We start from the raw sequence: 23998 nt of genomic DNA, 5'->3' as shown, positions 1-23998 counted from the left end.
CAGACGGATGACAGTGGGCGGCATGAGCAATGTCCTGGCAGCCAAAGGGCTGCGCAAGTCCTTCCCCGGACGCGGCGGGCCCGTCGAGGCGGTGCGCGGCGTCGATCTGCGGGTGCGGGCCGGGGAGGTTTTCGGCTTCCTCGGCCCGAACGGAGCGGGCAAGACGACGACGCTGCGGATGCTGGCCACCCTGCTGCCGATCGACGCCGGGAGCGCGCACATCGCCGGCGTCGACGTGCGCCGCGACCCGGCGGAGGTCCGTCGCCGGATCGGCTACGTCGGGCAGGTCGGCGGCGCGGACCTGCCAGCGACCGGCCGGGAGAACCTCCTGTTGCAGGGCCGGCTGCACGGCGCGAGCCGGGCGGCGGCGGCCCGGCGCGCCGACGAGCTCGTCGACGTGTTGGCGCTCGGCGAGTTCGTCGACCGGCGGGCGGCGACCTACTCCGGTGGGCAGCGCCGCCGCCTGGAGGTCGCGCTCGGGCTGATGCACTCCCCGGCGCTGCTGTTCCTCGACGAGCCGACCACGGGCCTGGACCCGCAGAATCGCGCGAACCTGTGGGACCAGCTGCGTGCCCTGCGCGCCAGGGGCACCACGATCTTCCTGACCACGCACTACCTGGAGGAGGCCGACGCCCTCGCCGACCGGCTGGCGATCATCGACCGTGGCCGGGTCGTCGCCGAGGGGACCCCCGCCGAGCTCAAGCGGCAGGTCGGTGGCGAGACCGTGCTGCTGCGCCCCGGACCGGGGCCGACGACGCCGGACAGGCTGCGTACCCTACTCGACGAACAGCCGTTCGTGCGCGAGTCCCGGCTGGCCGGTGACACGCTGTACCTGACGATCGGCGACGGCAGCCGGACGCTGCCGCGCCTGCTCGCGGCGCTCGCCGAGCACCAGGTCACACTCGAGACGATCTCGCTGTCCGCGCCGTCACTCGATGACGTGTTCCTGCGGACCACCGGACGAGCGCTGCGCGACGCCGGCACGTCGCTGGCCGTCCCCGCGGCCAGGCAGGAGGTGCCGGCATGACGCTGCTCGGCCAGCTGCGGCTCCTGTGGTGGCGCAAGATGCTCGAGACGCTGCGCGCGCCGGTCTGGGTGGTCATGGGGCTGACCACGCCGTTGCTCTACCTGGCGCTGTTCGCCCCGCTGCTGCGCCGCCTCGGCGGCGGGCCCGGCTTCGCCCATGGCGGCGTGCTGGACACCTTCATCCCCGGCATCCTCGTGCTGATGGCCTTCGGCAGCGGGATGGGCGCCGGCTGGATCGTCATCGACGAGGTGCGCACCGGCGTCATCGAACGGCTGCGGGTCACCCCGGTCAGCAGGTTCGCTCTGCTGCTGGGCAGCGTGCTGCGCGACGTCGTCACGTTCGTCGTCCCCGCGCTGGTCGTGGTCGTCGTGTCGATCCCGTTCGGCTACCACCCGCACACGGCCGGGACGGTGCTGCTGCTGGTCCTGCTGTGTCTCGTCGTCGCGGTGACCTCCGCCTGGTCGGCGGCGCTCGGGATCACGCTGCGCGACATCGGCAGCCTGGCCGCCGTCGTCACCGGCCTACAGCTCCCGCTCACCCTGCTGTCGGGCATCCTGCTGCCGCTGAGCCTCGCCCCCGGCTGGCTGCGCGGTCTCGCGCACGTCGACCCGCTCTACTACGCGGTCCAGGCTTCCCGGCATCTGTCCGCGGGCGACGTCGCGGACGTCGCCGTCGCCACCGGTTTCCTGGTCATCGCCGCCCTCGCCGCTCTCACCCTCGTCTGGGCGACCCGCTGCTACCGGGCCGCCACCGCCTGACCGGCCCGCGACGGCCTTTGCCCGCGCCCCGCCGGCGTCAGGATTTGGACGCGCGCAGGGAGTAGAGGAGCGGGGCGCGGGGGGTGCCGGGCGGGAACCGGTAGAGGCCGTCGTCGCCGTGGACCAGGGTGTCGAACCGCTGGGACGGCACGCAGTCGTGCTCGTGGAGGAACTCCAGGCGCAACCCGGCGCCGGCGACCGCCGAGACAACGGACCCGAGGGTGTGGTGGTACTCGACGGTCACGTTCGCGTCGGTCTCCGCGTCGGGGTCGGCGTAGCTGCCCTCCTCCTCCCAGACGATCGGGCCGATGTCGAAGTAGTCGAGGTCGAACGTCGAGCCCGACTCGTCGTCGAGGACGTCCTGCACCGGATGGGTCTCGGCCAGGTAGAGGAAGCCACCGGGGGCGAGCAGCCTGGCCACGACACCCGCCCAGCGGGCGATGTCCGGCAGCCAGTTGAGCGCGCCGATACCGGTGTAGACGATGTCGAACGTCTCACCCGTGAGGACGTCCGCCGCGTCGTAGACGTCGGCGGTGAGGAACCGGGCCGGCAGCGTCAGCTCGGCGGCCAGCGCCTCCGCCGCGTCGACCGCCGGGGCGGAGAAGTCCAGTCCGGTGACCGTCGCGCCGCGGTGCGCCCAGGACAGGGTGTCCAGGCCGATGTGGCACTGCAGGTGCAGCAGCCGGGCACCGGTGACGTCCCCGACCTCGTCGGTCTCGAAGGCGCGCAGTACGTCGGGCTCGGCGAGGAACTCGTCGAGGTCGTAGTAGTCGCTCGCGAGATGGATCGGCACCCGCTCGTCCCACCACGCCCGGTTCGCCACCGCCCCGTCGCCCGGCCCGGCCCGCTCACCCAGCTGCGTCACGCGGGTGACTGTAGCGCCTCGGCCGCGTTCCCTCTCCCGATTTTCTCGGCGGCCCCTGGACCAGTCCGCATGCGGAAACCCGGACGGAGATCAGAGCCACCGGGGGCCGCCAGGACGGTGGTGTGCCACCCGGAGGCTGGCCGGTCACCACCGCGGGCCAGGCCTGCCGCAGGGCCTCCATGATCTGGTGGATTTTTCGGGGCCGGAGCACGTTTTCGGGGCCGGAGCACGGACGAACACACCAGATCATGGCAGGGCCGTGGCGGCGAGATGGCTGGAACCCGGCGGTCGGCTAGGTTCCAGCCATGACGACGTTCCCAAGGACCGGCCAGCCCGCCTCCGGGGAGGCGTCTCGCCGAGCGGTCGAGCCGGCGCCAGTGGTCCGTCCCGTCCCGGTAGCGGGATCGGCCGGCCGGCATCTGGTCGCGGTGCTGGCGGTCGACGGGGTGGTTCCGTTCGACCTGGCGGTGCCGGTGGAGGTGTTCGGGCGGGCCCGGCTCGCCGACGGCCGGCCGGCCTACCAGGTCGTCGTCTGCGCGGCCCGGCCAGGAGCCGACATTGACGCGGGGACGTTCACGCTACGGGCGCGCCATGGGCTGGACGCGCTCGCCGAGGCCGACACGGTCGTGGTGCCCGGCGCCGCCGACCCGGCCCTCCCCGTCGAGGCGGTCGTCGTCGACGCCCTGCGCGGCGCCGCCCGTCGCGGGGCGCGGGTGGCCTCGGTCTGCTCGGGCGCGTTCCTGCTCGCCGCGGCCGGGCTGCTCGACGGGCTGCGGGCGACGACGCACTGGCTGGGAACGGCGGAACTCGCGGCCCGCTACCCCGGGGTCGACGTCGACCCGGAGGTGCTGTTCGTCGACAACGGCGGCCGGATCCTGACCTCCGCGGGGGCGGCGGCCGGGCTGGACCTGTGCCTGCACATGGTCCGCGCCGACTTCGGGTCGGCCGTGGCCGCCGACGCGGCGCGGATCTCGGTCATGCCCCTGGAGCGTGCCGGCGGGCAGGCGCAGTTCATCGCGCACGAGCCGCCGGCGCCCGACGGGGTCTCGCTGGAGCCGCTGCTGCGCTGGCTCGCCGACAACCTCGACCGGGAGCTGTCCCTCGACGACATCGCCCGACAAGGCGCCCTGTCGACTCGTACCCTGTCGCGGCGGTTCCGTGAGCAGACCGGCACCACCCCAGCCCAGTGGCTGGCCCGCGCCCGGCTGCGCCGCGCCCAGCAGCTGCTCGAGTCCACCGACCACGGGATCGAGTGGATCGCCGAACGGGTCGGCTTCACCTCGCCGTCCACGTTCCGCGACCGTTTCCGCCGCCTCGTCGGCACCAGCCCCCAGTCCTACCGCCGGGCCTTCCGCGCTCCTGAGGCTGAAAGGGCGGCCTGACCCGGCGTCGGCCCACGGGCCGTCAGACGCCCGTGGTCGAGCCCGGGCGGACGATCATGAGGACGACGACGGCCGCCCAGAGCAGGTTGAAGATGCCGGTGGTCATCCCGAGCCGGGCGGCCGCGCGGGACAGCACCGGCGACGCGTCGGTCGCCACCCGGGCAGGGGACGCGACGGCGACCGAACCGGCGGAACCACCGGAATCGGCCGAGCTGGCGGAGCCCGCCGGAGCGACCGCGGCGGCCGGAGCGGGCTCGTCGTCGCCAGCGGCGGGTCGCGGCGCGGCTTCGGGAAGGGTAGCGAGCGCCCGGCGCTGGCCGGGCAGGATGACGGCGGCGAGCAGGGCGGCCGCGGCGGCGGTCAGCACGATGGAGATGATCACCCAGGCGTCGCCGAAGACGTGCAGCGGGCCGGCGGTGGCCAGGCCGAAGAACGGCACCGCGATCCCGAGCAGCGCGTAGACCCGGCAGATCCGGTGCAGGGCCCGCGCCACACCCGCGGCCGGGCCGTCCGCCGGACCCACCGCCGCCAGCCGCAGGTAGCGGGGGAAGATGCTGGCGGCCACCGCCACGGGCCCGATCGCGAGGATCGCGGCGAGCACATGCAGGCTGAGCAGGATCTTGGCCACGGATCAGTCTCTCCACGGGTCGTCGGGGTCGAATCACGACGCTAGCGACGCCGCAACCGCCCGAGCAGTGGCCAGAACGCCAGATGCCGCCGGATTCCGGCCAACGGCGCGCACAGAAATGCCTTTGGCCCGGGCCTGGCTGGCCATAGGTTGCTGACCATGACCTGGCGACATTGATCCCACCAATGGCAACCCAGCCGGCGACGAAGCGCCGCGCGGCCCGAGCGGGCCCTCGCGCGGCGGCTGTACATGTACGCGTTCCTCGAGGAATGCGTGCCGTTCTACGCCCTCTACGCGCTGCTGTTCGCGGACAGCGGGGTGTCGACGGCGGGCATCTCGGCGCTGTTCGCCCTGTGGTCAGCCACGACGTTCCTGCTGGAGATCCCGTCCGGGGTGTGGGCGGACGTCGTCTCCCGGCGCCGGCTGCTGACGTTCGCCCCCGTGCTCGACGCGGCGGGCTACGCGCTGTGGACGGTCGCGCCGTCACTCTGGTCGTTCGCCGTGGGGTTCGTGCTGCTCGGCGCCGGGGTCGCGCTGCGCTCCGGCGCGCTGCAGGCCCTCGTCTACGCCGAGCTCGACCGGCTCGGCGCCACGGCGGCCTACCCGCGGCTGATCGGCCGCTCCCAGGCGGCCGGCGGAGCGGCCGGTCTGCTCGCCACCGCCCTCGCCGGCCCGCTGGTCGCCGTCGGCGGCTACCTCGCGGTCGGCGCGGTCAGCGTCGCCGCGCTACTCCTGTGCGCCGCCGCTGGCCGCGCCCTGCCGGACCGGCCGCCGGTGGACGGCGCTGCCGGCGGCACAGGTGGAGACAACGGCGGCCAGGACGGTTGCGCCGCGGCGCCTGACGAGGACACGGTCCCCGACGACGAGCGGTCCGGGCTGGCGGTGCTGCGGTCCGGGCTGGCGGTGGTACGCCGGTCGGCGCCGGTGCGCCGCATGCTGTTGCTGTCCGCGGCGCTGACCGGCGTCGCGGCGCTCGACGAGTACGTGCCGCTGCTCGTACGCGACACCGGCGCCGCGCCCGCCGCCGTGCCACTGCTGGTGCTGGCCGTGACAGCCGGGGCGACGCTGGGCGGATTGTTCGCCGGCCGTGGCGGGCGGCTGCTCCCCGCCCTGCTGGCCGTCGCCGCGGTCCTGCTGGCCGTCGGCGCGGGCAGCGGGAGGCCGGTCGGGATCGCCGGCGTCGCCGTCGCGTTCGGGATCTTCTACTGGGCGCTCGCGCAGGCCGACGCCCGGCTGCAGGACAGCCTCGACGACACCTCCCGCGCCACCGTCACCTCGCTGTCCGGCGCCGGCATGGAGGCCGTCGGCATCGCCACCTTCGCGGCCTACGGCGCGGGCGCCGACGGGCTGGGCCTGTCCGCCCGCTGGCTGTTCGCCGCGGCCGCCGTCCCCTACCTCCTGCTCGTCCTCCCAGCCGCCGCCCGCCGGGCCAGGTCCCGGTCCCAGGCGAGCCCATGACCCAGACCAGGCTGCACGCCGCGCCCGCCTGGGACGCCGGCCCGCGGGTCGTGTGGGGATCCGCCGCCTGGGACGCCGGCCCGCGGGTCGTGTGGGGATCCGCCGCGTGGTCCCGCCGCAGAAGCGGCGGGACCACGCGGCCGGTTGCGCGCTCAGACCTCGACGACGGCCTGGGCGAACTGGGCCTTGTACAGCCTGGCGTAGGCACCGTCGGCGGCCAGCAGCTCCTCGTGGGTGCCCTGCTCCACGATCGAGCCGTGCTCCATCACCAGGATGGTGTCGGCGTCGCGGATCGTGGACAGCCGGTGGGCGATGACGAACGCGGTCCGCCCGGCCCGAAGCTGCGACATGGCCCGCTGGATGAGCACCTCGGTGCGGGTGTCCACCGAGCTGGTCGCCTCGTCGAGGATGAGGATCTGCGGGTCGGCGAGGAACGCCCGGGCGATGGTGATGAGCTGCCGCTCGCCGCCGGACACGCCGGCGCCCTCGTCGTCGAGGACCGTGTCGTAGCCATCGGGCAGGGTGCGGGCGAACCGGTCGACGTGGGCGGCCTTCGCCGCCGCGATGACCTGTTCGCGGGTGGCGCCCTCGGCGCCGTAGGCGATGTTGTCGGCGATCGTGCCGCCGAACAGCCAGGTGTCCTGCAGCACCATGCCGGTCGCCGCACGCAGCTCGTCGCGCGTCATCGTCGCGATGTCCACGCCGTCCAGGGTGATCCGCCCACCGGTGACCTCGTAGAACCGCATCAGCAGGTTGATCAGCGTGGTCTTGCCGGCACCGGTGGGGCCGACGATCGCGACCGTGTGCCCCGGCTCGGCGACCAGCGACAGGTCCTCGATGAGCGGCTTGTCCGGCTCGTAGCGGAACGCGACGTGCTCGAACTCGACCCGCCCACGCGGCTCGGCGGGCCGGACCGGCTCGACCGGGTCGAGATCCTGCTCGGGGGTGTCGAGCAGCTCGAACACCCGCTCGGCCGACGCCACCCCTGACTGCACCAGGTTCGCCATCGACGCGACCTGGGAGAGCGGCATCGAGAACTGCCGGGAGTACTGGATGAACGCCTGCACCGAGCCGATCGACAGGTCACCGGAGGCGACCCGCAGCCCGCCGACGACCGCGACGAAGACGTAGTTCAGGTTCCCGATGAACATCATCGCGGGCTGCATCAGCCCGACGATGGCCTGCGCCCGCCAGCTCGCCTCGTAGAGTTTCTGGTTCTGCTCGGCGAAGACCGCGGCGGCCTCCTCCTGCCGGCCGAACGCCCGCACCAGCATGTGCCCGGTGTACATCTCCTCGACGTGGGCGCCGAGCCGGCCGGTGGTGCGCCACTGGCTGACGAAGTGCGGTTGCGCGAACTTCCCGATCCGCGCCGCGAGCAGCATCGACAGCGGGACGGTGACGAGCGCGATCAGCGCGAGCAGCCAGGAGATCCAGAACATCACCGCCAGCACGCCGATGATCGTCAGGACGGACTGGACGAACTGCGCGATGCTCTGCTGCAGGCTCTGCCCGAGGTTGTCGATGTCGTTGGTGACCCGGGACAGCACCTCGCCGCGCTGCGCCCGGTCGAAGTACCGCAACGGCAGCCGGGTGATCTTCTCCTGGACGTCGGTACGCAGCTGGGACAGCACCCGCTGCAGTGCGGCGTTGGTGAGCCGGGCCTGCAGCACGGAGCAGACGCCGGCGAGCAGGTAGACGGCCAGCACCCAGGCGAGCACGGCGCCGATGGCGTGGAAGTCCATCCCGGCGCCGGGGGTGACGTTCAGCGAGTTGAGCAGGTCGGCCTGGGTGCCGTGGCCGGTGGCGCGCAGGTGGTCGACGGCCTCGGCCTTCGTCGTGCCCGCCGGCAGGTTCCTGGAGAAGACGCCGGTGAGCACCAGGTCGGTGGCGTGGCCGAGCAGCTTCGGGCCGCTGACGTTGAAGGCGACGGCAATGGCGCACAGCACCAGCGAGGCGACGAACAGCCGCCGCTGCGGGCGCAGCAGCCCGAGCAGGCGCCGCGTCGACCCCTTGAAGTCCGCCGACTTCTCGACACCACCACCCATCATCATCCGGACCGCCGGGGGGCCGCCGCCCGCGGCGGCGGGGCGCGGCGCCGGCAGCCCACCGGCTGGTCGGCCGTTGGGACTCGTCATGCGGCGGCCTCCTGTTCGGTGAGCTGGGACAGCACGATCTCCCGGTAGGTCTCGTTGCCGGCCATCAGCTGGTGGTGGGTTCCGACGCCGACGACCCTGCCCTCGTCGAGGACGATGATCTGGTCGGCGTCGCGGATCGTCGCGACCCGCTGGGCGACGATCACGACCGTCGCGGCCGCGGTCTCACGGGAAAGCGCCGCGCGCAGCGCCGCGTCGGTGGCGTAGTCGAGCGCGGAGAACGAGTCGTCGAACAGGTAGATCTCCGGGTGGCGCACCAGCGCGCGGGCGATCGCGAGCCGCTGGCGCTGTCCGCCGGAGACGTTCGTGCCACCCTGCGCGATCTGCGTGGCCAGCCCGTCGGGCATCGCCTCGACGAAACCGCGGGCCTGGGCCGTCTCCAGGGCCTGCCAGAGCTCGTCGTCGGTGGCGTCCGGGTTGCCGTAGCGCAGGTTGGAGGCGACGGTGCCGGTGAACAGGTAGGGCTTCTGCGGGACGACGGCGACGGTGGCGGCGAGCAGCACCGGGTCGAGCTCGCGGACGTCGACGCCGTCGACGAGCACCGCCCCCTCGGTGACGTCCGACAGCCGGGGGATCAGGGACAGCAGCGTCGACTTGCCCGCCCCGGTCGACCCGATGACCGCGGTGACCTGGCCCGGGCGGGCGAGAAGGCTGATGTCGCGCAGCACCGGCTCCTCCGCGCCCGGGTAGCGGAACCCGACGCCGCGCAGCTCCAGCTCGCCGTGCCGGGTCAGTCGCGTGACCGGCGCGGCCGGCGGCAGAAGGGTCGTCTCGGTGCCGAGAACCTCCTCGATCCGCTCGGCGCAGACCTCGGCGCGAGGGATCATCATGAACATGAACGTCGCCATCATCACCGACATCAGGATCTGCATCAGGTAGCTGAGGAAGGCGGTGAGCGCGCCGATCTGCATCGCCCCGGAGTCGATGCGGTGCGCGCCGAACCACAGGACCGCGATGCTGGAGAGGTTCACCATGGTGAACACCAGCGGGAACATCAGCGCCATCAGCCGGCCGAACCGCAGCGACGTGTCGGTCAGCTCCGCGTTGGCAACCCCGAACCGGGTCCGCTCGTGGTCGTCGCGGACGAACGCCCGGATCACGCGCAGGCCGGCCAGCTGCTCACGCAGCACCCGGTTGACCGTGTCGAGCCGCTCCTGCATCGCCCGCCCCAGCGGGCGCATCCTGTAGATGATCAGTGAGATGATGATCGCCAGCAGCGGGACGACGACGACCAGCAGCGTCGAGAGGCCCAGGTCCTGGTGGATCGCCAGCACGATCCCGCCGATGCACATGATCGGCGCGGACACCATCATGGTGAACCCCATCAGGACGAGCATCTGCACCTGCTGCACGTCGTTGGTCGCCCGGGTGATCAGCGACGGAGCCCCGAAGTGGGCGACCTCGCGGGCGGAGAACGACTGCACGCGGTCGAACACCGCGGCGCGCACGTCCCGGCCGACCGCCATCGACGTGCGGGCGCTGAAGAACACGGCCCCGCCGGAGCACACGATCTGCCCGACCGTGATCGCCAGCATGATCCCGCCGAGCCGCAGGATGTAGCCGGTGTCCCCGGTGATCACCCCGCGGTCGATGATGTCGGCGTTCAGCGTCGGGAGGTAGAGCATCACGAACGTCGCCGCGAGCTGCAGCGTGACGAGCGCCGCGAGCTGCGCGCGGTAGGGCCCCAGGTGGGCCCGCAGAAGTCGGATCAGCATGCGGTGGCGGTCCCTCTCAACGGTGGTGCGGGTGGCGGCGCTGCCGGCGCTGACAGCGCTCGCGCACGGGTGTGACAGCCGGTGGCGGCCGGGCGTCGCGGGCCAGCCGGGCCGCGGGCGGCACGTTCGGACACTACGGACTCACCTCCAGGTGAGGTCAAAGGCATTTCACGCGTTCCCACGGCGGCCACCAGCTGGCCAGGGCGGCGGCGCGGCCGGGCACGGCGGCCGTGCTGGTCCCAACCAGCCGACCGGCGGGTCTGTTCTCATCAGGACGGGTCGCCGAGCTGGCCGCGGGCGGCGGCGCGGTCGACGCCGAGCCGGTCGAGCAGCGTGGCGGCCGGGTCCGGAGGCGGGCGTTCGAGCAGTGCCAGCAGCACCAGCTCGGGGGTGACGCGGCGGGCCGGGGTGGTGGGCGCGACGGCGAGGGCCCGGGAGAGCACCGCGCGGGCGCCGGAGCTCAGCGCGGTGCGCAGCTGGGCGACCTGCGCCGGCGTCGGCCGCTGCCGGTCATGGCCGAAGAGAACAGCGGCCGGATCGTCGCCCGACGCCGGCTCGCCCGACGCCGGCGCCCGCGCGGCGGGCCACGGGTCCACGCCGTCGTCGGCCGGCGCCGCGGGCGCCAGGGCGCCGACGGCGATCCCCAGGGCGGCCAGAGCAGCCTGGTCCAGCGCGGCGAGTGCCGAGCGCGCGGCGGGCAGGTCCACCCCGAGCGCGCGCGCCGCCTCGGTGTCTGGATGGTGCAGGACACCGAGGAGCAGGTGCTCGGTGCCGATCCGCCGGTCGCCGCGCAGCCGCGCCTCGGCCAGCGCCGCGCCGACGACCCCACGGGCACCGGCGGCGAAGCGAGCGGGCATCCGCCATCGCCTCCTCTTTCTGCTGTCCGAATCTGTCCTGTCCGAAGCACCGGAGGGACGCCGCGCGGGGCGCGGGCTAGCCGGCCGCGCGCCCGTGCTTGGCGTGCGCGGACTGGCGGGACACGCCCAGGGCGTCGCCGATCTGCTCCCACGACCAGCCCTGCTCGCGGGCCGTCACGACGGCCTGCGCCTCCACCTGCTCGGCGAGCCGGTGGAGCGCTCCGACCGCCCGCAGACCGAGCGCCGGGTCACCGGCCCGCACCCGCGTCAGCAGATCGCCCACGTCCATGGCTGTCAGTTTGGACTGACAGCCATGACTTTGTCAATTCAGACTGACAGCCATGGTCTTGCTGACGCGGGACCCGGGGGAGAAGACTTCACCCATGCCCACCGGACGCGAGCCAGCCGCCGACCCCACGGGCGGCGAGCAGTCCGCCGAGGTGGCCAGACTGCCCGCGCGGGCCGACGCCGAGGTGGCGTGGGACGGCGACGCGGACCTGACCGCGGCGCTGGCCGGCCGGGTGACGCAGTACGCCCGCGCCGCGCGGGCGACCTCGACGTGGCGGGCCTACGACACCGACCTGCGGCACTTCCGCGCCTGGTGCGCCGCCCAGCCGACGGTGCCGACGGCCGTGCCGGCGAGCGCGCTGACCGTCGCCGGCTACATCGCCGCCCTCGCGGACGCCGGCTACAAGCCGTCGACGATCCGGCGGCGCCTCGCCGCGATCTCGGTCGCCCACCAGCTCGCGAAGGCGCCCAACCCGGCGACGTCCCCGGAGGTCGCGACCGTGTGGGACGGCATCCGCCGCGTCCACGGCACCCGCCCCGCCCGCAAGGAGGCGCTGGAGACGTCGCTGCTCACCCGCGTCCTCGCGGCGATCGACGAACCACCCGCCGACGCGCCGACCAGCACCGGCGCACCCGCCGACGAGACGCCGAAGGGCGCGTTGGCGGGCGACGCGGTGCCGGGCAGCGCGGCCGCGGCGCTCGCCGCCGTCCGCGACCGGGCGCTGCTGCTCGTCGGGTTCGCCGGCTGCCTGCGCCGTTCCGAGCTGGTCGGCCTCGACGTGGCCGACATCGAGGTCACCGCCGACGGGCTGGTGCTGTCGATCCGCTCGTCGAAGACCGACCAGGAGGGCGCCGGCGCGCTCGTCGGCGTCGCCTACGGCTCCTACCGGCCGACCTGCCCCGTGCGCGCCTGGCAGGCGTGGGCCGCCGCCGCGAGGCTCACGGGCGGCCCGGCCTTCCGCGGGATCAACCGGCACGGCCACGTCGGGGCCAGCCGGCTGCACCCCAGCTCGGTCGCCCGGATCGTGCAGCGCCGGGCCGCGGCGGCGGGCCTGGACCCGGCGGACTTCGCCGGCCACTCGCTGCGCTCCGGGTTCGCCACCGCCGCCGCCCGCGCCGGCGTCGCCGACCGGGCGATCATGCGGCAGGGCCGGTGGCGCTCGGCCTCGTCCCTGGACAGCTACGTGCGCGCGGGGCGGCTGTTCGACCGTGACAACCCGTCGGGCCGCGTCGGCCTCTAGTCCGAAGTCGCTCCCCCGGAAGATCGGCTAGCGCCGATCTTCCGGGGACCCCTGCGGCGATGATGGCGGAGCCTCGCGTGGCCGGAGGCCATCAGACGCGACCCAGTCCGACGCGGGGCCGGCTGGGCCGGGTGACCAGGCACGTGGGAGGCTCGCGGGCGTGACAACGGGCAGTGGGACAGGTGGTTCGGCGGCGCCAGGCGTGGTTCGCTGGGACCTCGCGGTGAGCTTCGCCGAGCAGGACCGCGGCTGGGCCGACTGGCTGGTCTGGCAGCTGCAGGACGCGGGCCGGCGGGCCACCGCCGAGCCGCTGCCCGCCGGCAGCCCGGGCGCTCCAGCCGTGGCGGTGGCGCTGCGGTCCGCCGCCGGGCACGCCGACCAGGTGCTCGTCGTCCTGTCCGCCGCCTACCTCGCCGCTCTCGGTGACGACGCCGGCGAACCATCCAGCCCGGCCGCGCACCCGCCGCGCCTCGGCGAGCCGGCGGCCGGCGGGGACGAGGACACCGACACCCCGGCCGGTGGCCAGGGCCCGGAGACCGGCGCGGGCGAGGTGCCGGTCGGGCGGATGGTCGTGGCCCGTGTCGAGGACCTGCGCCGGCCCGCGCTGCTCGCCGGCGCCGTGTCGTTCGACCTGTTCGGCCTGGAGCCCCCGGTCGCCCGCGAGTGGCTGCGCCGCCAGCTCGCTGTCCTCCCGGCCACCGCCCGCTCCGTGAACGCCGCTCCGGCGACGCCGGCCGACGCCATGCCCGTGCCGTCCGCCGCGGCGGCGCCCTCGGCCGGCACGACCACGCCGGCCGAGGCGCGGCCCGCGGCATCGGCCGAGCCGGCGGCGTCAGCGCCGGTGCTGACGCCGGGGGTGCTCGCCGAGCTGCAGGGGCAGCACTCCCCGGTGCGCGCCGTCGTGCTCCCGTCGACTGGCGGGGTGCTGGTCAGCGGCGCCCAGGACGGCAGGGTCCGGCTGTTCGACCTGGCGAACCCAACCCGCCCGGCGCCGCTCTCCGTGATCGAGTACGGCGGCCGGCTGACCCAGGAATGGGTCCGCGCGCTGGCGGCAAGCGCCGACGGCACCCGCCTCGCCATCACCGGCGACGGGATGCGGGTCGCGCTGTGGGACATCACCGACCCCTCCGCGCCGGAGGAGGTCTTCACCGAGCGGGGCCACCGCCACTACATCCGCGCGGTCGCGCTCAGCCCGGACGCCCATCTGCTCGCCTCCGGCGGGCAGGACAAGATCGTTGCCCTGTGGGACACCCGCCGCTCCGGGACGGACAGTCTCCTCGTCGCGCTGACCGACCATCGCAAGGGGCTGCGGACCGTCGCGTTCAGCCCGGACGGGCGGCGCCTCGCCAGCGGTGGTGACGACAACGTCGTGCTGCTGTGGGACCTGGCCGACCCGGCGAAACCGACCCGGATGGCGACGCTGGCCGCGCACCGCGACACCGTGTACGCCGCACGGTTCGTCCCGTCCGGGCCCCTGCTCGCCACCGCCGGCGGCGACCGGCTCGCACGGCTCTGGGACGTCGCGAGCCCGGCCCATCCAGAGCCGGTCGCGGACCTCGCCGGACACCGCAAGGCCGTGACGGCGCTGGCCGTCACGGCCGACGGCCGCGGGCTCGCCACCGGCGGCGCCGACGGCCAGGTGCTGCTGTGGGACCTCACCGACCCGGCCCGCCCGGCACGGGTCGCGGCGTTCACCGCCGGGCACGGCGCCATCAACGACCTGGCGTTCTCCCGTGACGGCGCGCTGCTCGCCGCCGCCTGCGCGGGCAAGGCCACCGTCCTGTGGAGCACCGGCACCCTGCTCGCCACCGCGAACCACTGACCCGGCGGCGCCTCAGGCGCCCGGGTGGGGTTCGCGGGCGAAGCCGTGGAGAGCGGTGTGGTGCTCGAGGACGCGGGTGAGCAGGCTGATCAGCTCGGCGCGCTCCTCGGTGTCCAGGGGGGCGAGGAAGACGTCCTGAAGGTCGGCGGCGACCACGTCGAAGTCCGCCAGCCGCGACCGCCCGGCCGGGGTGATCGCGATGATGTTGCGGCGCCGGTCGGCCGGATCCTGCGCACGCTCGACGTGGCCAGCCTGGACCAGTTCGTTGACCATGGTCGCGACGTCGCTGCGGTCGAACCCGCAATGCCGCCCGAGGTCCGCCTGGCTCGACGAGCCGAACTCCTCGAGTGAGGCGAGCAGCGCGTAGTGGAAGCGGCGGCCGCCAACGGCGGTGAACGCCTCGGCGGTCAGCCGGTGCGAGTGCACCGCCGTCTTGTTCACCAGCCAGCCGGCGAGCCCGCGCACCCGGGCCGGCCAGGATGCGGCAAGCCCTTCGGCGGCGGTGGCTCCCACGGTATCCGTCGCGGCCGCCGCGACGCCGCCCGCAGGGGCACAGCTCTCGCCCACCAGGTCCCACCCCGCTTCGTCCGACAAATTTGTTGGCGCCACCCACGAATCTTGTTAGTGTTGGCGACACCAACGTTGGCAGTCCCCATGATAGTGCCGCCGAAGCCCAGCATCCCGCATCCGGTTTCGGCGCCCGGCACGAGACCCCGCCAGGACGCGGGGCAGAGGGTGGAAACGCGATGAGCACGGACCCTTCACCGACACGGCCCGCCGACCCGGCCGCCGCGGCCACCAGCCCCGACCACGACGACGGCGCGGCCGACCCGCGGCGCTGGCGAGCGCTCGCGGCCGCGGCGCTCGGCCAGCTGATGGTCGCCGCGGACTTCACGATCATGAATATCGCGTTGCCGTCCGCGCAGCGCTCGCTGCACATGTCCGACCCGAGCCGGCAGTGGGTCATCACCATGTTCGCGCTCGGCTACGGCGGCTTCCTGCTGCTCGGTGGCCGGGTCGGCGAGCTGCTCGGCCGCCGCCGCGCGCTGCTGATCGGCCTGGCCGGCTTCGCCGTCGCCTCCGCGCTCGGCGGCGCCGCGGTGAACACCGGCATGCTGCTGGCCGCCCGCGGCCTGCAGGGAGCGTTCGGCGCCCTGTTCACCCCGGCCGCGCTCGCCCTGCTGGGGACCACGTTCACCGTCCCGGCCGAACGCGCTCGCGCCTTCGCCATCTTCGGCACGGTGATGGGCTCCAGCTCGGGGATCGGGCTGATTGCCGGCGGGCTGCTCACCGGCTACTTCTCCTGGCGCTACAGCCTGTTCATCTCCATCCCGCTCGCCATCCTCGCGAGCGTCGTCACCCTCGCGGCCGTGCCCGCCAAGGCGGCACGCCCGGCGCGCGGCACCGAGGCGGCCAGGATCGCCAGGGCGGCGCGGGAACGGCTCGACCTGCTGGGAGCGCTCCTGGCGACCGTCGGGCTGATGGCGCTGGTCTTCGGGTTCTCTCGGGCGGAGACCGACGGGTGGGACGCGGCCATGACGATCGTCTCCCTGGTCGCCGGCGTCGCGCTGCTCGCCCTGTTCGTGCTCGTCGAGTCCAGGACCGCCAGCCCGCTGCTGCCGCTGCGGGTCGTCACGCACCGCGGCCGCGGTGGCTCGTACCTGGCGACGTTCAGCCTCGGCGTGGCCGTGTTCGCCGGGATGTTCTTCCTGACCTTCTATCTCCAGGAGGTGCTCGGCTACTCGCCGACCCGCACCGGCGTCGCGTTCCTCCCGATGACCATCGGCCTGATCATCGGGGCGCGCATCGTCGGCCGACTGATCGTGCGGGCGCCGATCCGCAACCTGCTGGTGACGGGACTGGTGAGCGCGGCCGTCGCGCTCGCGCTGATCGGCCTGCTGCGGCCGGACAGCTCCTACTGGACCGGGGCGCTGCCGTCGCTGGTCGTGCTGGGCTTCGGGATGGGCTGGGTGATGATGCCGGCGAACAGCATCGCCACCCTCGGCGCCGGCCGTGACGCAGGGGTCGCCGGTGGCGCGGTGATGACCTCCCAGCAGATCGGCGCGTCCCTCGGGCTCGCGCTGCTGGGCACCATCGCCGGGACCGCCACCTCCGGCTACCTGGGCTCCCACCCGGCGGCCACCGGGGCGGCGGCCCACGGGCGGCTGCTGACAGCCGCGACCGTGCACGGCTTCAACGTGGCCAGCCTCGTCGGCGCCGCCTTCCTCGCGGCCGCGGCCATCGTCGTCTTCCTGGTCGTCGGCGCCCGCGCGTCCACCGCCACCGGCGGCGCCGCCGCCGCGCCCGGCCCAGGCCCGGCTCTGGCGGCCGAACCGGCGGCCCTCCCCGCCCAGGCCCAGGGCGCCACGCCCGAAGCGACCCCGGTCCCGCTGGCCACCTAGCCCGGCGGATGGCCGGCCGGCCGCCGCGTGCCGCCCCGGCACACGGCGGCCGGCCCGTCCCGCCGGGGAAACACGGCGGCGACGTTCCGCCAGCCCAGCGGGCACAGCCGGCCGTACCGTGGGACGATCCCCGCCGGCCGGGGGTGCCCCAGGGGAGGCACGCGGGTGCCGTGGGAGTGACGATGGTGGAGACGACGCCTGAGACGGCGAAGAAGCCGGCACAGCCGGCGCAGGGTGGCCCGAGCCCAGCGGCGGGCCACGGCGACGCGGGGCAGGCCGCGGACCGGACGACCCGGGCGCGGGGCAGCGAGACGGACCGGCCCACCGCCGGGCGGTCGATGGTCGGCAGGACCGTCGTCATCACCGGAGCGAGCGCGGGGATCGGCGCCGCCGCGGCCCGCCAGCTGCGCGCCCTCGGCGCCCGGCTCGTGATCCTCGGCCGCTCGCCCCAGCGGACCGCCGCCGTCGCCGCCGAGACAGGCGCTCTGCCCGTCGTCGCCGACTTCGCCCGGCTCGCCGACGTCCGCCGCGCCGCCGCCGAGATCATCGACGTCTGCCCCCGTATCGACGTGCTCATGAACAACGCCGGCGGGCTGTTCCCGGCGCTGACCCGGACCGAGGACGGCAACGAGCTCACGTTCCAGGTCAACCACCTGGCCCCGTTCCTGCTCACCGGCCTGCTGCTGCCGCGGCTGTCGGCCACCCCCGGCTCGCGGGTGGTCGTGACCAGCAGCGTCGTCAACCCCCTCGGCCGTCTCGACGCGAAGGACCTGGACCGTGCGCGGCGCCGCTACCAGCAGTTCGGCGTCTACTTCGACAGCAAGCTCGCCAACGTCGTGTTCGCCCGCGAGCTCGCCCGCCGGGCCGCGCCCGGCTGGCCGACCGCGACCGCCGTGCACCCGGGTGTCGTGGTGAGCAGCTTCGGCCGCGACACCTGGTTCGTGCACACGTTCTACCGGCCCCTGCGGCTGGTCGGTGCCCGGACCCCGGCCGGTGGCGCCCGCCCGCTCGTGGCGCTGGCAACCCGGCAGGACCCGGAGGCCGTCAATGGCGCCTACCTGCACCGCTACAAGGTGCGTGACCGGTTCTTCACCGGCCGGCAGGCCCGTGACACGGAGCTTGGCAGGGCGCTGTGGGAGTACTCGGCCGCCCGTGTCAGCCTGCCTGACTGACCCTGCCGGGCGGTGACCAACGGCGCGGCCGTGTGCGCGCCTCGTCGCGGCCGGGCGGCATACCGTGAGACGGCGGCGCGGCCGCCGATCGGCCTGGCGCGGGCCGTGGCCGCCGCACCGCTTCGGTACCGGCCGGCCAGGGACACCGCCGCCGGCCGGCAGGCTGTCCGTCGCGGCGGACAGCCGGGGACGTCAGCGGGAGAGAGCCCTGAGCGACGCGGAACCTGTCCTTTCGGCGGCGCCGGCGGTACGCCGCCGGCCGCTGGCGGGGACGCACGGCGCGGTGATCGCGGTCGTCGCCGCCGGCGGGGTGGTCGGCGCCTGCCTGCGCTACGGCGCCGCGCTCGCCTGGCCGACCCCGCAGGCGGCGTTCCCCTGGACGACGTGGGCGGTCAACACCGCCGGCTGCGCGGCGATCGGCGTGCTCATGGCGGTGGTCGCCGCGCGCCGGGCGGTGCACCCGCTGGTCCGGCCGTTCCTGGGCACCGGCGTTCTCGGCGGCTTCACCACCTTCTCCACCTATGCCGTCGACGCGCAGCGCCTCCTCGACGCGGGCCGGGCGGGCCTGGCGCTGGCCTACCTCGCGGCGACGATGGCGGCGGCGCTCGCGGCCGTCACCGTCGCCTCCGCCGCGACCAGGCTTACGCTGCGGGCGGGGCCTCAGGCGGCCCGCGCGCTGTTCGGGAGGCACCGATGACCAGGCTCGCAGGCCGGGCGCTGCGCCTCACGGTGTTCATCGGCGACAGCGACCAGTGGCACCATCGGCCGCTGTCGAGCGAGATCGTGCGCCGGGCGCGCGCCGCCGGCCTTGCCGGGGCGACCGTGTTCCACGGCGTCGAGGGCTACGGCGCCTCGTCCGTCGTGCACACCACCCGGCTGCTGTCGCTGTCGGAGGACCTGCCCGTCGTGGTCGTCATCATCGACGAGGAGCCTCGGGTCCGGGCGTTCCTCCCCGAACTCGACGAGCTGGTCGGCGAGGGGCTGGTCGTGCTCGACGAGGTCGAGGCCGTCCGCCACACCGACCGGCGGCCGGCGGGGTGAACTGGCTGCTCGTCGCCGCCGGCGCCGCCGTCGGCGCCCCGCTGCGCTACCTGGTGGACCGGGCGGTGCAGGCCCGCCACGGCGCCGTCTTCCCCTGGGGGACGTTCACCGTGAACGTGGCGGCGAGCCTGCTGCTGGGCCTGGTCGCCGGGGCGGTCACGGCCGGCGTCGCGTCGCAGCGGGTGGCCCTGCTGGTCGGGACGGGGCTGTGCGGGGCGCTGTCGACCTACTCGACGTTCTCCTACGAGACGCTGCGCCTGGCCGAGAGTGGTTCCCGGCTGGTCGCCGCGGCGAACGTCGCCGTCACGGTGCTGACCACGCTCGGCGCCGCCATCCTCGGCGCCGCCGTCGCGGGCGCCGCCTGGGGCTGAGCGGGCCGACCGGCGGGCGGTCACCGCGCGAGGCGGACGCCAGGGAGCCGAGAAGGGTGCCGGGTCCCCGGCGGTCACCCCGCCGCGACCAGCCGGGAAGGCGGCGGCTGGTCGCGGGCGGCGGTTGACCGCCTCGGTGGGTCGGCCGGCCGGTACGCCCGCGCGATGGCGGGGCCGGAGGTGGGGCGGCCCGCGACCGCGGTGCGCTGCCGGTCGGCGCGGCGGGCCAGCAGCCGCTCGGCGAGCGCGTCGGCGCGTTCGATGTCGTCGAGGGTCGCGCGCTGGCGGGCGTCGACCTCCAGGATCGCGGCGAGCAGCTCGGCTGACAGACGGGTCCGGGCCGCGACGCGGGCGACGCTCGGTGGCAGGGCGGCCGGCGCCCACGGCGGGCCGCCTGGGGCGGCTGCCCGCGCGGCGACCGGTGGGTGGGTGACGGTGGCGCGGTGCGCCGGGGCGGGTGGCGGGGCGAGGCCCGGGGCCGGCGCGGCGCCGCGATGGGCCGTCTCGGCGGTGGTCGTCTCGTCGCGGCGGAGCCGTTGCATCAGGGCCATGCACCCAGTGATACCTGCGGGCGTGTCCCGTTCAACGCCTTGACATCCGGCCTGTCGGCGGGATCAGCCCTGTCCCACAGGCGATCCCCAGCCTTGACCCCCCCCGTCCCCAGGGGGCACCCAGTTACCCACCGTGTCGTCACCAGGGTTATCCACATGTCGATCATCATGTGACGCATCTCACATGCTGTGGCCGGGGGGTGGGCCAGGCCTCCGACGCGCGGGGTGCGCACACTGCCGACCTCTCACCGGCGCCGGGGTGGCCGCATCGCGGTCATCCCTGTGGACGAAAGGTGTCCGTCCACAGGGATGAGACGAGCCTGGCGGGCCGGGCGCGGCCCGGTCCACGCTCGGTCCCGCCTGGCGGACGCGGCGCCAGGGCTCGCGGCCGGCGGTCATCCGCCGACGGCCGACGGTGACCGACAAGGACGAGGGGCCCAGGCATGGCGGTGAAGGTGCGGCGCGGCGGGGTCGCGCACGCGAGGGACGGCGCCACGGCGCCGCGGGGACGCCACCAGGCGGCCCCGGTGGCGGGACGGGCGCGCGGGGGTACGCGGTGAACGGCGAGGCGGCCCCGGTGCCGGTGAGCCTGGTCGCGGCCGGCCGGAGCACCGGGAGACCGGCGGCCCAGGCCGAGGGCCTGGGGGACGTGCTGCACCTGCGGCTCGAGCCCGACGACGCCGTCGCGGGGGTGTCACTCGGCCAGGCAAGGGCGCTGTTCGCCGGGGTCGCGCGGCTGTTGCAGGCCGCGGCGATGGCGGCCATCGGCCCGGCATCGCGGTTCGCCGGCCGGCGGCCGGACGCGGTGAAGGCGTTCGTCGAGCAGGACGTCCGGTTCGTCCACGCCGAGGCGGACAGCCCCCTGCTGGCGGTCTACACCCGGCTCGACGACGGCCCACTGCCCGGCGCGGACCGCGGCCGGGGCGCGCCCGCGGCCTGGCCTTCGGGGGCGCGGCTGGCGCCGTTCCAGCGGCGGGTGGGCACGACCCTCGCGGGCGCGCTCGTCGAGGTCACCGAGGCGATCCGTGACCACCACACGGCCCGCCGCCTGCCGTTCGCCGAGCCGGCGGACGACCCGGCCGGCCCGCTGGCCGTGCCGGCGGCGGGCCTCGGTCCCGCCGGCGGCACGGCCACCGAGGCGGCGCCGTCGCCGCTGGTGCTGCGCGGGGTGAGCGTGGACTTGTGCGACGCGCTGCTCGGGATGGTGACCGCGCCACGGGTGCGCAGGATGGAGCTGGCGTTCTACTGGGCGCCGCGCGCCGGGCTGGACACCCCGGCGGTGGTCCGGGTGGCGTTGCGCCGCGACGACGCCGAAGCGCTGCTGCGGCTGCGAGCCGTCCTGGCCGCCCTGTCCGAGCGGCCCAGGACGGCGGTGTACGGGCAGGTCACCCGGCTCGACCGCGGCGAGGCCGACGACGGCGGGATCGCCACGATCCGCGGCGTCGTCGGCCGGTCCACCCCGCGCACCGTGCAGGTCACCGTGTCCGGCCCGGAGTACGACGACGCGATCCGCGCATACCGGACCAGGGAGCCGGTCGTCGCCACCGGCCGGCTGCGCCGCCATGGCGGGGTGCACATACTCACTGGCCACTTCGCCGTCGCCAGCGGCGACGGCCAGTGACCATGCCCCCGCCTTTAGGAGCCGCCCCAGGGGGAGCGGGGGCGGGTGGGTGCCGGCGGCTCCGTCGCCGCCCACACCTTGCGCCACCGGGCCGGCTCGCCACCGCCGGGGGCGGGGACGGCGGCGCGGGTGCCGCCGGGAGGTGGCGTCGGCCGGCCCGGCCGGGGCAGCGACGCCCACCAGGACGTCTCGCTCTCGGTGACGAGCCTGTCGACCTCCGCGGCCAGCCGGGCGGTGAGGCCGCGCACGTCGTCGCCCTCACCGGGCCGCAGCGGGCGACCGAACCGCACCGACACCTCCGGGCGGCCCGGCACCGGCCACGACCGGCCCCGCGGCATCGCCGCGAACGTGCCGCGCAGCCCGACAGGCACCACCGGCACCCCGGTGTTGATCGACAGGAACGCGGCGCCGAGCTTGAACCGGCCCCGTGCCCCGTCCGGCGACCGGGTGCCCTCCGGGAAGATCACCAGGTTCCAGCCGTCGCGCAGCAGGTCCACCGGCGTCGTCGACGGGGCGCCGCCGCTGCGGTCGATCGGCACCGTGCCGAACGCCAGCGCCGTCGACAGGCCCCGCCACGTCGACTCGAAGAAGTAGTCCGCCGCCGCGGTCACCACCGTGCGCTCCCGCACCGCCGGCGGCAGCGCGCACAGCAGCACCGTGGCGTCCAGATGGCTCGCGTGGTTCGCCACGATCAGGGCCGGCTGTTCGCCCAGGTCGGCGAACACCTCGGACCCCTCGACCGTCCACGTCAGCTGGGAGTGCAGCAACGGGTCCATGATCCCGCCGAGGAACGCCGCCCGGGCCGCCCTGGCGGCCGGGCCGCGCGCCCACGCCGTCGGGAACTCCCGGCCCGGCAGCGGCGGCCGGTACACCTGCGCCGACGCCGGTACCAGCCGCTGCCCGCCGAGACGGAACCCGCGGGCAGCCTGCCGCAGCCCCACGCCGGGGTGGGGCTGCGAGGACGACGACGAGCCAGCCCGCACCGGCCGGCCCGACGCCCCACTGACCCGGCTCACCGGACGTCCGCGATCGCGTGCGGCGGCGAGTGCAGGTAGGTGATCGACGGGTCGCGACCGACCGTGCCCGACACCATCTCCAACGCGTCGGCGAACGTCGACGCCGCTCGGAAACCCATCCGGGCGCACGCCCTGCGGTCCCCGCCGACCCAGACGACGTCGCCGACGTGGTCCATGCCGTGCGTCGCCCAATACCACATGTAGAAGGGGTGGACGCCGTGGTAGGCGTGCGAGGTCCGGTACAGGTGGATGTACCAGGGGTCGGTCGCGTACTGCTTCTCGAACTTCGCCTCGATCGTCGCCGGGTCCGTCGACTCGGCGAGGACCTCCTCGTAGAAGTCCACGTACGAGGGGTGGTGCAGCTGGGTGAACTCGGGCGTCACCGGGTGGTACAGGATCATCGCGCCCTTGTGCCGGACCAGCGGCCTGCCCCGGTACATGTTGAAGAAGTAGCCGAGCCCCAGGCAGGTCGCGAGGATCGGGTTCATCACCGCGTCGGAGTTGTACGGCCCGATGTACGGCAGCCCGACGACCAGCACATCGGACTGGCCGTCGACCTCGACGAGCTGCTGGCGGTGCACCGACTCCAGGGTCCTCTCGTGCACCGCCTCGGTCTCGCCGGCGTTGACGGCGGTGACCTGGTAGTCGGCGACGATGTTCTGGAACAGCCGGTGGCGCTGCCGGCCGGGCAGCTTCGGCAGCGCGGCGGTCATCCCGTAGGCCATCGCCTGGTCCTTGCGCGACCACTCCCACTCGCGCTTCGTCAGGAAGCCGTACTTCTCCGGGAACGCCTGGTTGTTCACCGTCGTCTCGACCGTGAAAATCTTGACGTGCCGCGCGAGGAGCCGGCCCATCCGCCACGCCGACGAGTGCATCGCCGAGCGGGTGTGGTCCATGAACGAGTTCGAGTGCAGCATCGTGTGGCTGTTGTGGTGATGCCGCAGGCTGTTGTACGACGCGAGGCCGATCGGCACCGACTTGTGCCCGCCGTCCATCGCGACCAGGTTCACGTTCACATAGACGATCAGGTCCGACTCGGCGGCCCGCCGGTTGATCTCGACGTCCTCGCCGTGGTCGGTGACCCCGACGTGCAGCAGGTTGTCGCGGTCCTCCGCGTCGTGGTTGTACAGGTTGTCCGGCCAGAACGACCGGAACACCCGCTCCCCGACGACGTACTCGATCTCGGCGGCGGTCATCCGCCGGTGCAGCGCCGTCGCGACGATCAGATGGACGTCGTCGACCCCGGCCTCGGCGGCCAGCGCCAGCACCTGCTCGATCACCCGCTGGCGGATGTCCGGGCGGCGCATCCTCGGCAGCGGGATCGACAGGTCGTCGAACGCGATCGTCAGCTTCATCCCGGCGAACAGCAGCGCCCGCAGCGGCTCGCTGCCGTGCGGGTGCTCCAGGGCGTCCGCGATCACCGCGTTCACGTCCGGCACACCGGGCAGCGACTCCGGCGGGTACACCACGCGCGTCCCCAACGGGAACTGCTCCAGCAGCAGACCCTCACCCTGGTGCACCAGCAGCGGGGGAGTCCGCTCGTCGACCTCGAGCACGAACCCCGGTCTCACAGCCACGTTCCCCTCATCGCGGGCCCGCACGGCCGGCGTCGGCCGCCGCGTCGGGCTGT

22 protein-coding genes are annotated in these 23998 nt (G+C 74.7%); 12 read left to right on the top strand and 10 right to left on the bottom strand.

Annotation, left to right across the window (positions count from 1 at the left end):
- Nucleotides 1-22 precede the first annotated feature (22 nt).
- Together BCD48_RS34595 and BCD48_RS34590 are read left to right on the top strand one after the other, a co-directional pair.
- Entirely contained in the window at nucleotides 23-1027 is a 1005-nt protein-coding gene (locus BCD48_RS34595; protein ID WP_071052642.1) for an ATP-binding cassette domain-containing protein, read from the top strand.
- Nucleotides 1024-1785: an ABC transporter permease gene (locus tag BCD48_RS34590; RefSeq protein WP_071052600.1), complete on the top strand. Its 762-nt coding sequence runs from the start codon at nucleotides 1024-1026 to the stop codon at nucleotides 1783-1785. The genes BCD48_RS34595 and BCD48_RS34590 overlap by 4 nt, the downstream gene beginning before the upstream one ends.
- Before the next feature lie 37 nt (nucleotides 1786-1822).
- On the opposite strand, the gene BCD48_RS34585 is transcribed toward BCD48_RS34590, so the two are convergent.
- Nucleotides 1823-2650, bottom strand: a complete 828-nt coding sequence (locus BCD48_RS34585; protein WP_083419640.1) for a class I SAM-dependent methyltransferase — start codon at nucleotides 2648-2650, stop codon at nucleotides 1823-1825.
- A 305-nt stretch (nucleotides 2651-2955) separates the two neighbouring features.
- Between BCD48_RS34585 and BCD48_RS34580 the strand changes: the two genes are divergently transcribed.
- Nucleotides 2956-4032 carry a GlxA family transcriptional regulator gene (locus BCD48_RS34580; RefSeq protein WP_083419639.1) on the top strand — a complete coding sequence of 359 codons (1077 nt, stop codon included), beginning with the start codon at nucleotides 2956-2958 and terminating at the stop codon, nucleotides 4030-4032.
- Nucleotides 4033-4054: 22 nt separating this feature from the next.
- On the opposite strand, the gene BCD48_RS34575 is transcribed toward BCD48_RS34580, so the two are convergent.
- Nucleotides 4055-4660 carry a hypothetical protein gene (locus BCD48_RS34575; protein WP_071052598.1) on the bottom strand — a complete coding sequence of 202 codons (606 nt, stop codon included), beginning with the start codon at nucleotides 4658-4660 and terminating at the stop codon, nucleotides 4055-4057.
- A gap of 249 nt (nucleotides 4661-4909) precedes the next feature.
- Between BCD48_RS34575 and BCD48_RS34570 the strand changes: the two genes are divergently transcribed.
- The gene (locus BCD48_RS34570; RefSeq protein WP_071052597.1) at nucleotides 4910-6118 is read left to right on the top strand and encodes an MFS transporter; all 1209 of its coding nucleotides are present in this window, start codon (nucleotides 4910-4912) and stop codon (nucleotides 6116-6118) included.
- Nucleotides 6119-6270: 152 nt separating this feature from the next.
- Here the strand turns inward: BCD48_RS34570 and BCD48_RS34565 are convergent, their stop codons facing one another.
- The 4 genes from BCD48_RS34565 to BCD48_RS34550 all read right to left on the bottom strand — a co-directional run bounded on the left by BCD48_RS34565 (nucleotide 6271) and on the right by BCD48_RS34550 (nucleotide 11132).
- Complete coding sequence (locus BCD48_RS34565) at nucleotides 6271-8253, bottom strand: ABC transporter ATP-binding protein (protein WP_116271759.1); 1983 nt, start codon at nucleotides 8251-8253, stop codon at nucleotides 6271-6273.
- Nucleotides 8250-9986 carry an ABC transporter ATP-binding protein gene (locus BCD48_RS34560; protein WP_071052595.1) on the bottom strand — a complete coding sequence of 579 codons (1737 nt, stop codon included), beginning with the start codon at nucleotides 9984-9986 and terminating at the stop codon, nucleotides 8250-8252. Before BCD48_RS34560 ends, BCD48_RS34565 begins: the two co-directional genes overlap by 4 nt.
- A 269-nt stretch (nucleotides 9987-10255) precedes the next feature.
- On the bottom strand, nucleotides 10256-10843 hold the full coding sequence (locus BCD48_RS34555) for a Clp protease N-terminal domain-containing protein (protein WP_071052594.1): 588 nt from the start codon (nucleotides 10841-10843) through the stop codon (nucleotides 10256-10258).
- Nucleotides 10844-10919: 76 nt separating this feature from the next.
- The gene (locus BCD48_RS34550) at nucleotides 10920-11132 is read right to left on the bottom strand and encodes a helix-turn-helix domain-containing protein (protein WP_071052593.1); all 213 of its coding nucleotides are present in this window, start codon (nucleotides 11130-11132) and stop codon (nucleotides 10920-10922) included.
- 94 nt (nucleotides 11133-11226) lie between these two features.
- On the opposite strand from BCD48_RS34550, the gene BCD48_RS34545 reads away from it, so the two are divergent.
- On the top strand, nucleotides 11227-12372 hold the full coding sequence (locus BCD48_RS34545) for a tyrosine-type recombinase/integrase (RefSeq protein ID WP_071052591.1): 1146 nt from the start codon (nucleotides 11227-11229) through the stop codon (nucleotides 12370-12372).
- A 160-nt stretch (nucleotides 12373-12532) separates the two neighbouring features.
- Complete coding sequence (locus tag BCD48_RS34540) at nucleotides 12533-14194, top strand: toll/interleukin-1 receptor domain-containing protein (protein WP_083419638.1); 1662 nt, start codon at nucleotides 12533-12535, stop codon at nucleotides 14192-14194.
- A 12-nt stretch (nucleotides 14195-14206) separates the two neighbouring features.
- Here the strand turns inward: BCD48_RS34540 and BCD48_RS34535 are convergent, their stop codons facing one another.
- On the bottom strand, nucleotides 14207-14761 hold the full coding sequence (locus BCD48_RS34535; protein WP_241842224.1) for a MarR family winged helix-turn-helix transcriptional regulator: 555 nt from the start codon (nucleotides 14759-14761) through the stop codon (nucleotides 14207-14209).
- Between the two features lie 179 nt (nucleotides 14762-14940).
- Here BCD48_RS34535 and BCD48_RS34530 point away from each other — a divergent pair, with 179 nt between their 5' ends.
- From BCD48_RS34530 to BCD48_RS34510, 5 genes are all read left to right on the top strand, one after another.
- Nucleotides 14941-16596, top strand: a complete 1656-nt coding sequence (locus BCD48_RS34530; protein ID WP_083419637.1) for an MFS transporter — start codon at nucleotides 14941-14943, stop codon at nucleotides 16594-16596.
- Between the two features lie 182 nt (nucleotides 16597-16778).
- Nucleotides 16779-17768: an SDR family NAD(P)-dependent oxidoreductase gene (locus BCD48_RS34525; protein WP_083419648.1), complete on the top strand. Its 990-nt coding sequence runs from the start codon at nucleotides 16779-16781 to the stop codon at nucleotides 17766-17768.
- Nucleotides 17769-18051: 283 nt separating this feature from the next.
- Nucleotides 18052-18465 carry a fluoride efflux transporter CrcB gene (gene crcB / locus BCD48_RS34520; RefSeq protein WP_241842223.1) on the top strand — a complete coding sequence of 138 codons (414 nt, stop codon included), beginning with the start codon at nucleotides 18052-18054 and terminating at the stop codon, nucleotides 18463-18465.
- Complete coding sequence (locus BCD48_RS34515) at nucleotides 18462-18809, top strand: DUF190 domain-containing protein (protein WP_071052589.1); 348 nt, start codon at nucleotides 18462-18464, stop codon at nucleotides 18807-18809. The genes crcB and BCD48_RS34515 overlap by 4 nt, the downstream gene beginning before the upstream one ends.
- Complete coding sequence (locus tag BCD48_RS34510; protein ID WP_071052587.1) at nucleotides 18806-19180, top strand: fluoride efflux transporter FluC; 375 nt, start codon at nucleotides 18806-18808, stop codon at nucleotides 19178-19180. Before BCD48_RS34515 ends, BCD48_RS34510 begins: the two co-directional genes overlap by 4 nt.
- A 74-nt stretch (nucleotides 19181-19254) precedes the next feature.
- On the opposite strand, the gene BCD48_RS34505 is transcribed toward BCD48_RS34510, so the two are convergent.
- Entirely contained in the window at nucleotides 19255-19722 is a 468-nt protein-coding gene (locus BCD48_RS34505) for a hypothetical protein (RefSeq protein ID WP_131804158.1), read from the bottom strand.
- A gap of 565 nt (nucleotides 19723-20287) precedes the next feature.
- Between BCD48_RS34505 and BCD48_RS34500 the strand changes: the two genes are divergently transcribed.
- Nucleotides 20288-21352 carry a hypothetical protein gene (locus BCD48_RS34500; protein WP_083419636.1) on the top strand — a complete coding sequence of 355 codons (1065 nt, stop codon included), beginning with the start codon at nucleotides 20288-20290 and terminating at the stop codon, nucleotides 21350-21352.
- Nucleotides 21353-21366: 14 nt separating this feature from the next.
- Here the strand turns inward: BCD48_RS34500 and BCD48_RS34495 are convergent, their stop codons facing one another.
- Nucleotides 21367-22368: a lysophospholipid acyltransferase family protein gene (locus tag BCD48_RS34495; protein ID WP_198543511.1), complete on the bottom strand. Its 1002-nt coding sequence runs from the start codon at nucleotides 22366-22368 to the stop codon at nucleotides 21367-21369.
- The gene (gene larAH / locus BCD48_RS34490) at nucleotides 22365-23945 is read right to left on the bottom strand and encodes an NPN-dependent hydroxyacid isomerase, LarAH14/15/16 family (RefSeq protein ID WP_071052630.1); all 1581 of its coding nucleotides are present in this window, start codon (nucleotides 23943-23945) and stop codon (nucleotides 22365-22367) included. The genes BCD48_RS34495 and larAH overlap by 4 nt, the downstream gene beginning before the upstream one ends.
- Nucleotides 23946-23998: the final 53 nt, after the last annotated feature.

The organism is Pseudofrankia coriaricola (assembly GCF_001854805.1).
In the GTDB taxonomy this organism is placed as follows: Bacteria; Actinomycetota; Actinomycetes; order Frankiales; family Frankiaceae; genus Pseudofrankia.
Note: the sequence above shows the minus strand (reverse complement) of the source record. Positions and strands in the feature narration are given on the sequence as shown.

Coding starts and splice junctions, on each gene's coding strand:
- BCD48_RS34595 (WP_071052642.1), top strand. CDS start 23: ATGAGCAATGTCCTGGCAGCCAAAGGGCTGCGCAAGTCCTTCCCCGGA.
- BCD48_RS34590 (WP_071052600.1), top strand. CDS start 1,024: ATGACGCTGCTCGGCCAGCTGCGGCTCCTGTGGTGGCGCAAGATGCTC.
- BCD48_RS34580 (WP_083419639.1), top strand. CDS start 2,956: ATGACGACGTTCCCAAGGACCGGCCAGCCCGCCTCCGGGGAGGCGTCT.
- BCD48_RS34570 (WP_071052597.1), top strand. CDS start 4,910: ATGTACGCGTTCCTCGAGGAATGCGTGCCGTTCTACGCCCTCTACGCG.
- BCD48_RS34565 (WP_116271759.1), bottom strand. CDS start 8,253: ATGACGAGTCCCAACGGCCGACCAGCCGGTGGGCTGCCGGCGCCGCGC.
- BCD48_RS34560 (WP_071052595.1), bottom strand. CDS start 9,986: ATGCTGATCCGACTTCTGCGGGCCCACCTGGGGCCCTACCGCGCGCAG.
- BCD48_RS34555 (WP_071052594.1), bottom strand. CDS start 10,843: ATGCCCGCTCGCTTCGCCGCCGGTGCCCGTGGGGTCGTCGGCGCGGCG.
- BCD48_RS34550 (WP_071052593.1), bottom strand. CDS start 11,132: ATGGACGTGGGCGATCTGCTGACGCGGGTGCGGGCCGGTGACCCGGCG.
- BCD48_RS34545 (WP_071052591.1), top strand. CDS start 11,227: ATGCCCACCGGACGCGAGCCAGCCGCCGACCCCACGGGCGGCGAGCAG.
- BCD48_RS34530 (WP_083419637.1), top strand. CDS start 14,941: ATGAGCACGGACCCTTCACCGACACGGCCCGCCGACCCGGCCGCCGCG.
- BCD48_RS34525 (WP_083419648.1), top strand. CDS start 16,779: ATGGTGGAGACGACGCCTGAGACGGCGAAGAAGCCGGCACAGCCGGCG.
- BCD48_RS34515 (WP_071052589.1), top strand. CDS start 18,462: ATGACCAGGCTCGCAGGCCGGGCGCTGCGCCTCACGGTGTTCATCGGC.
- BCD48_RS34505 (WP_131804158.1), bottom strand. CDS start 19,722: ATGCAACGGCTCCGCCGCGACGAGACGACCACCGCCGAGACGGCCCAT.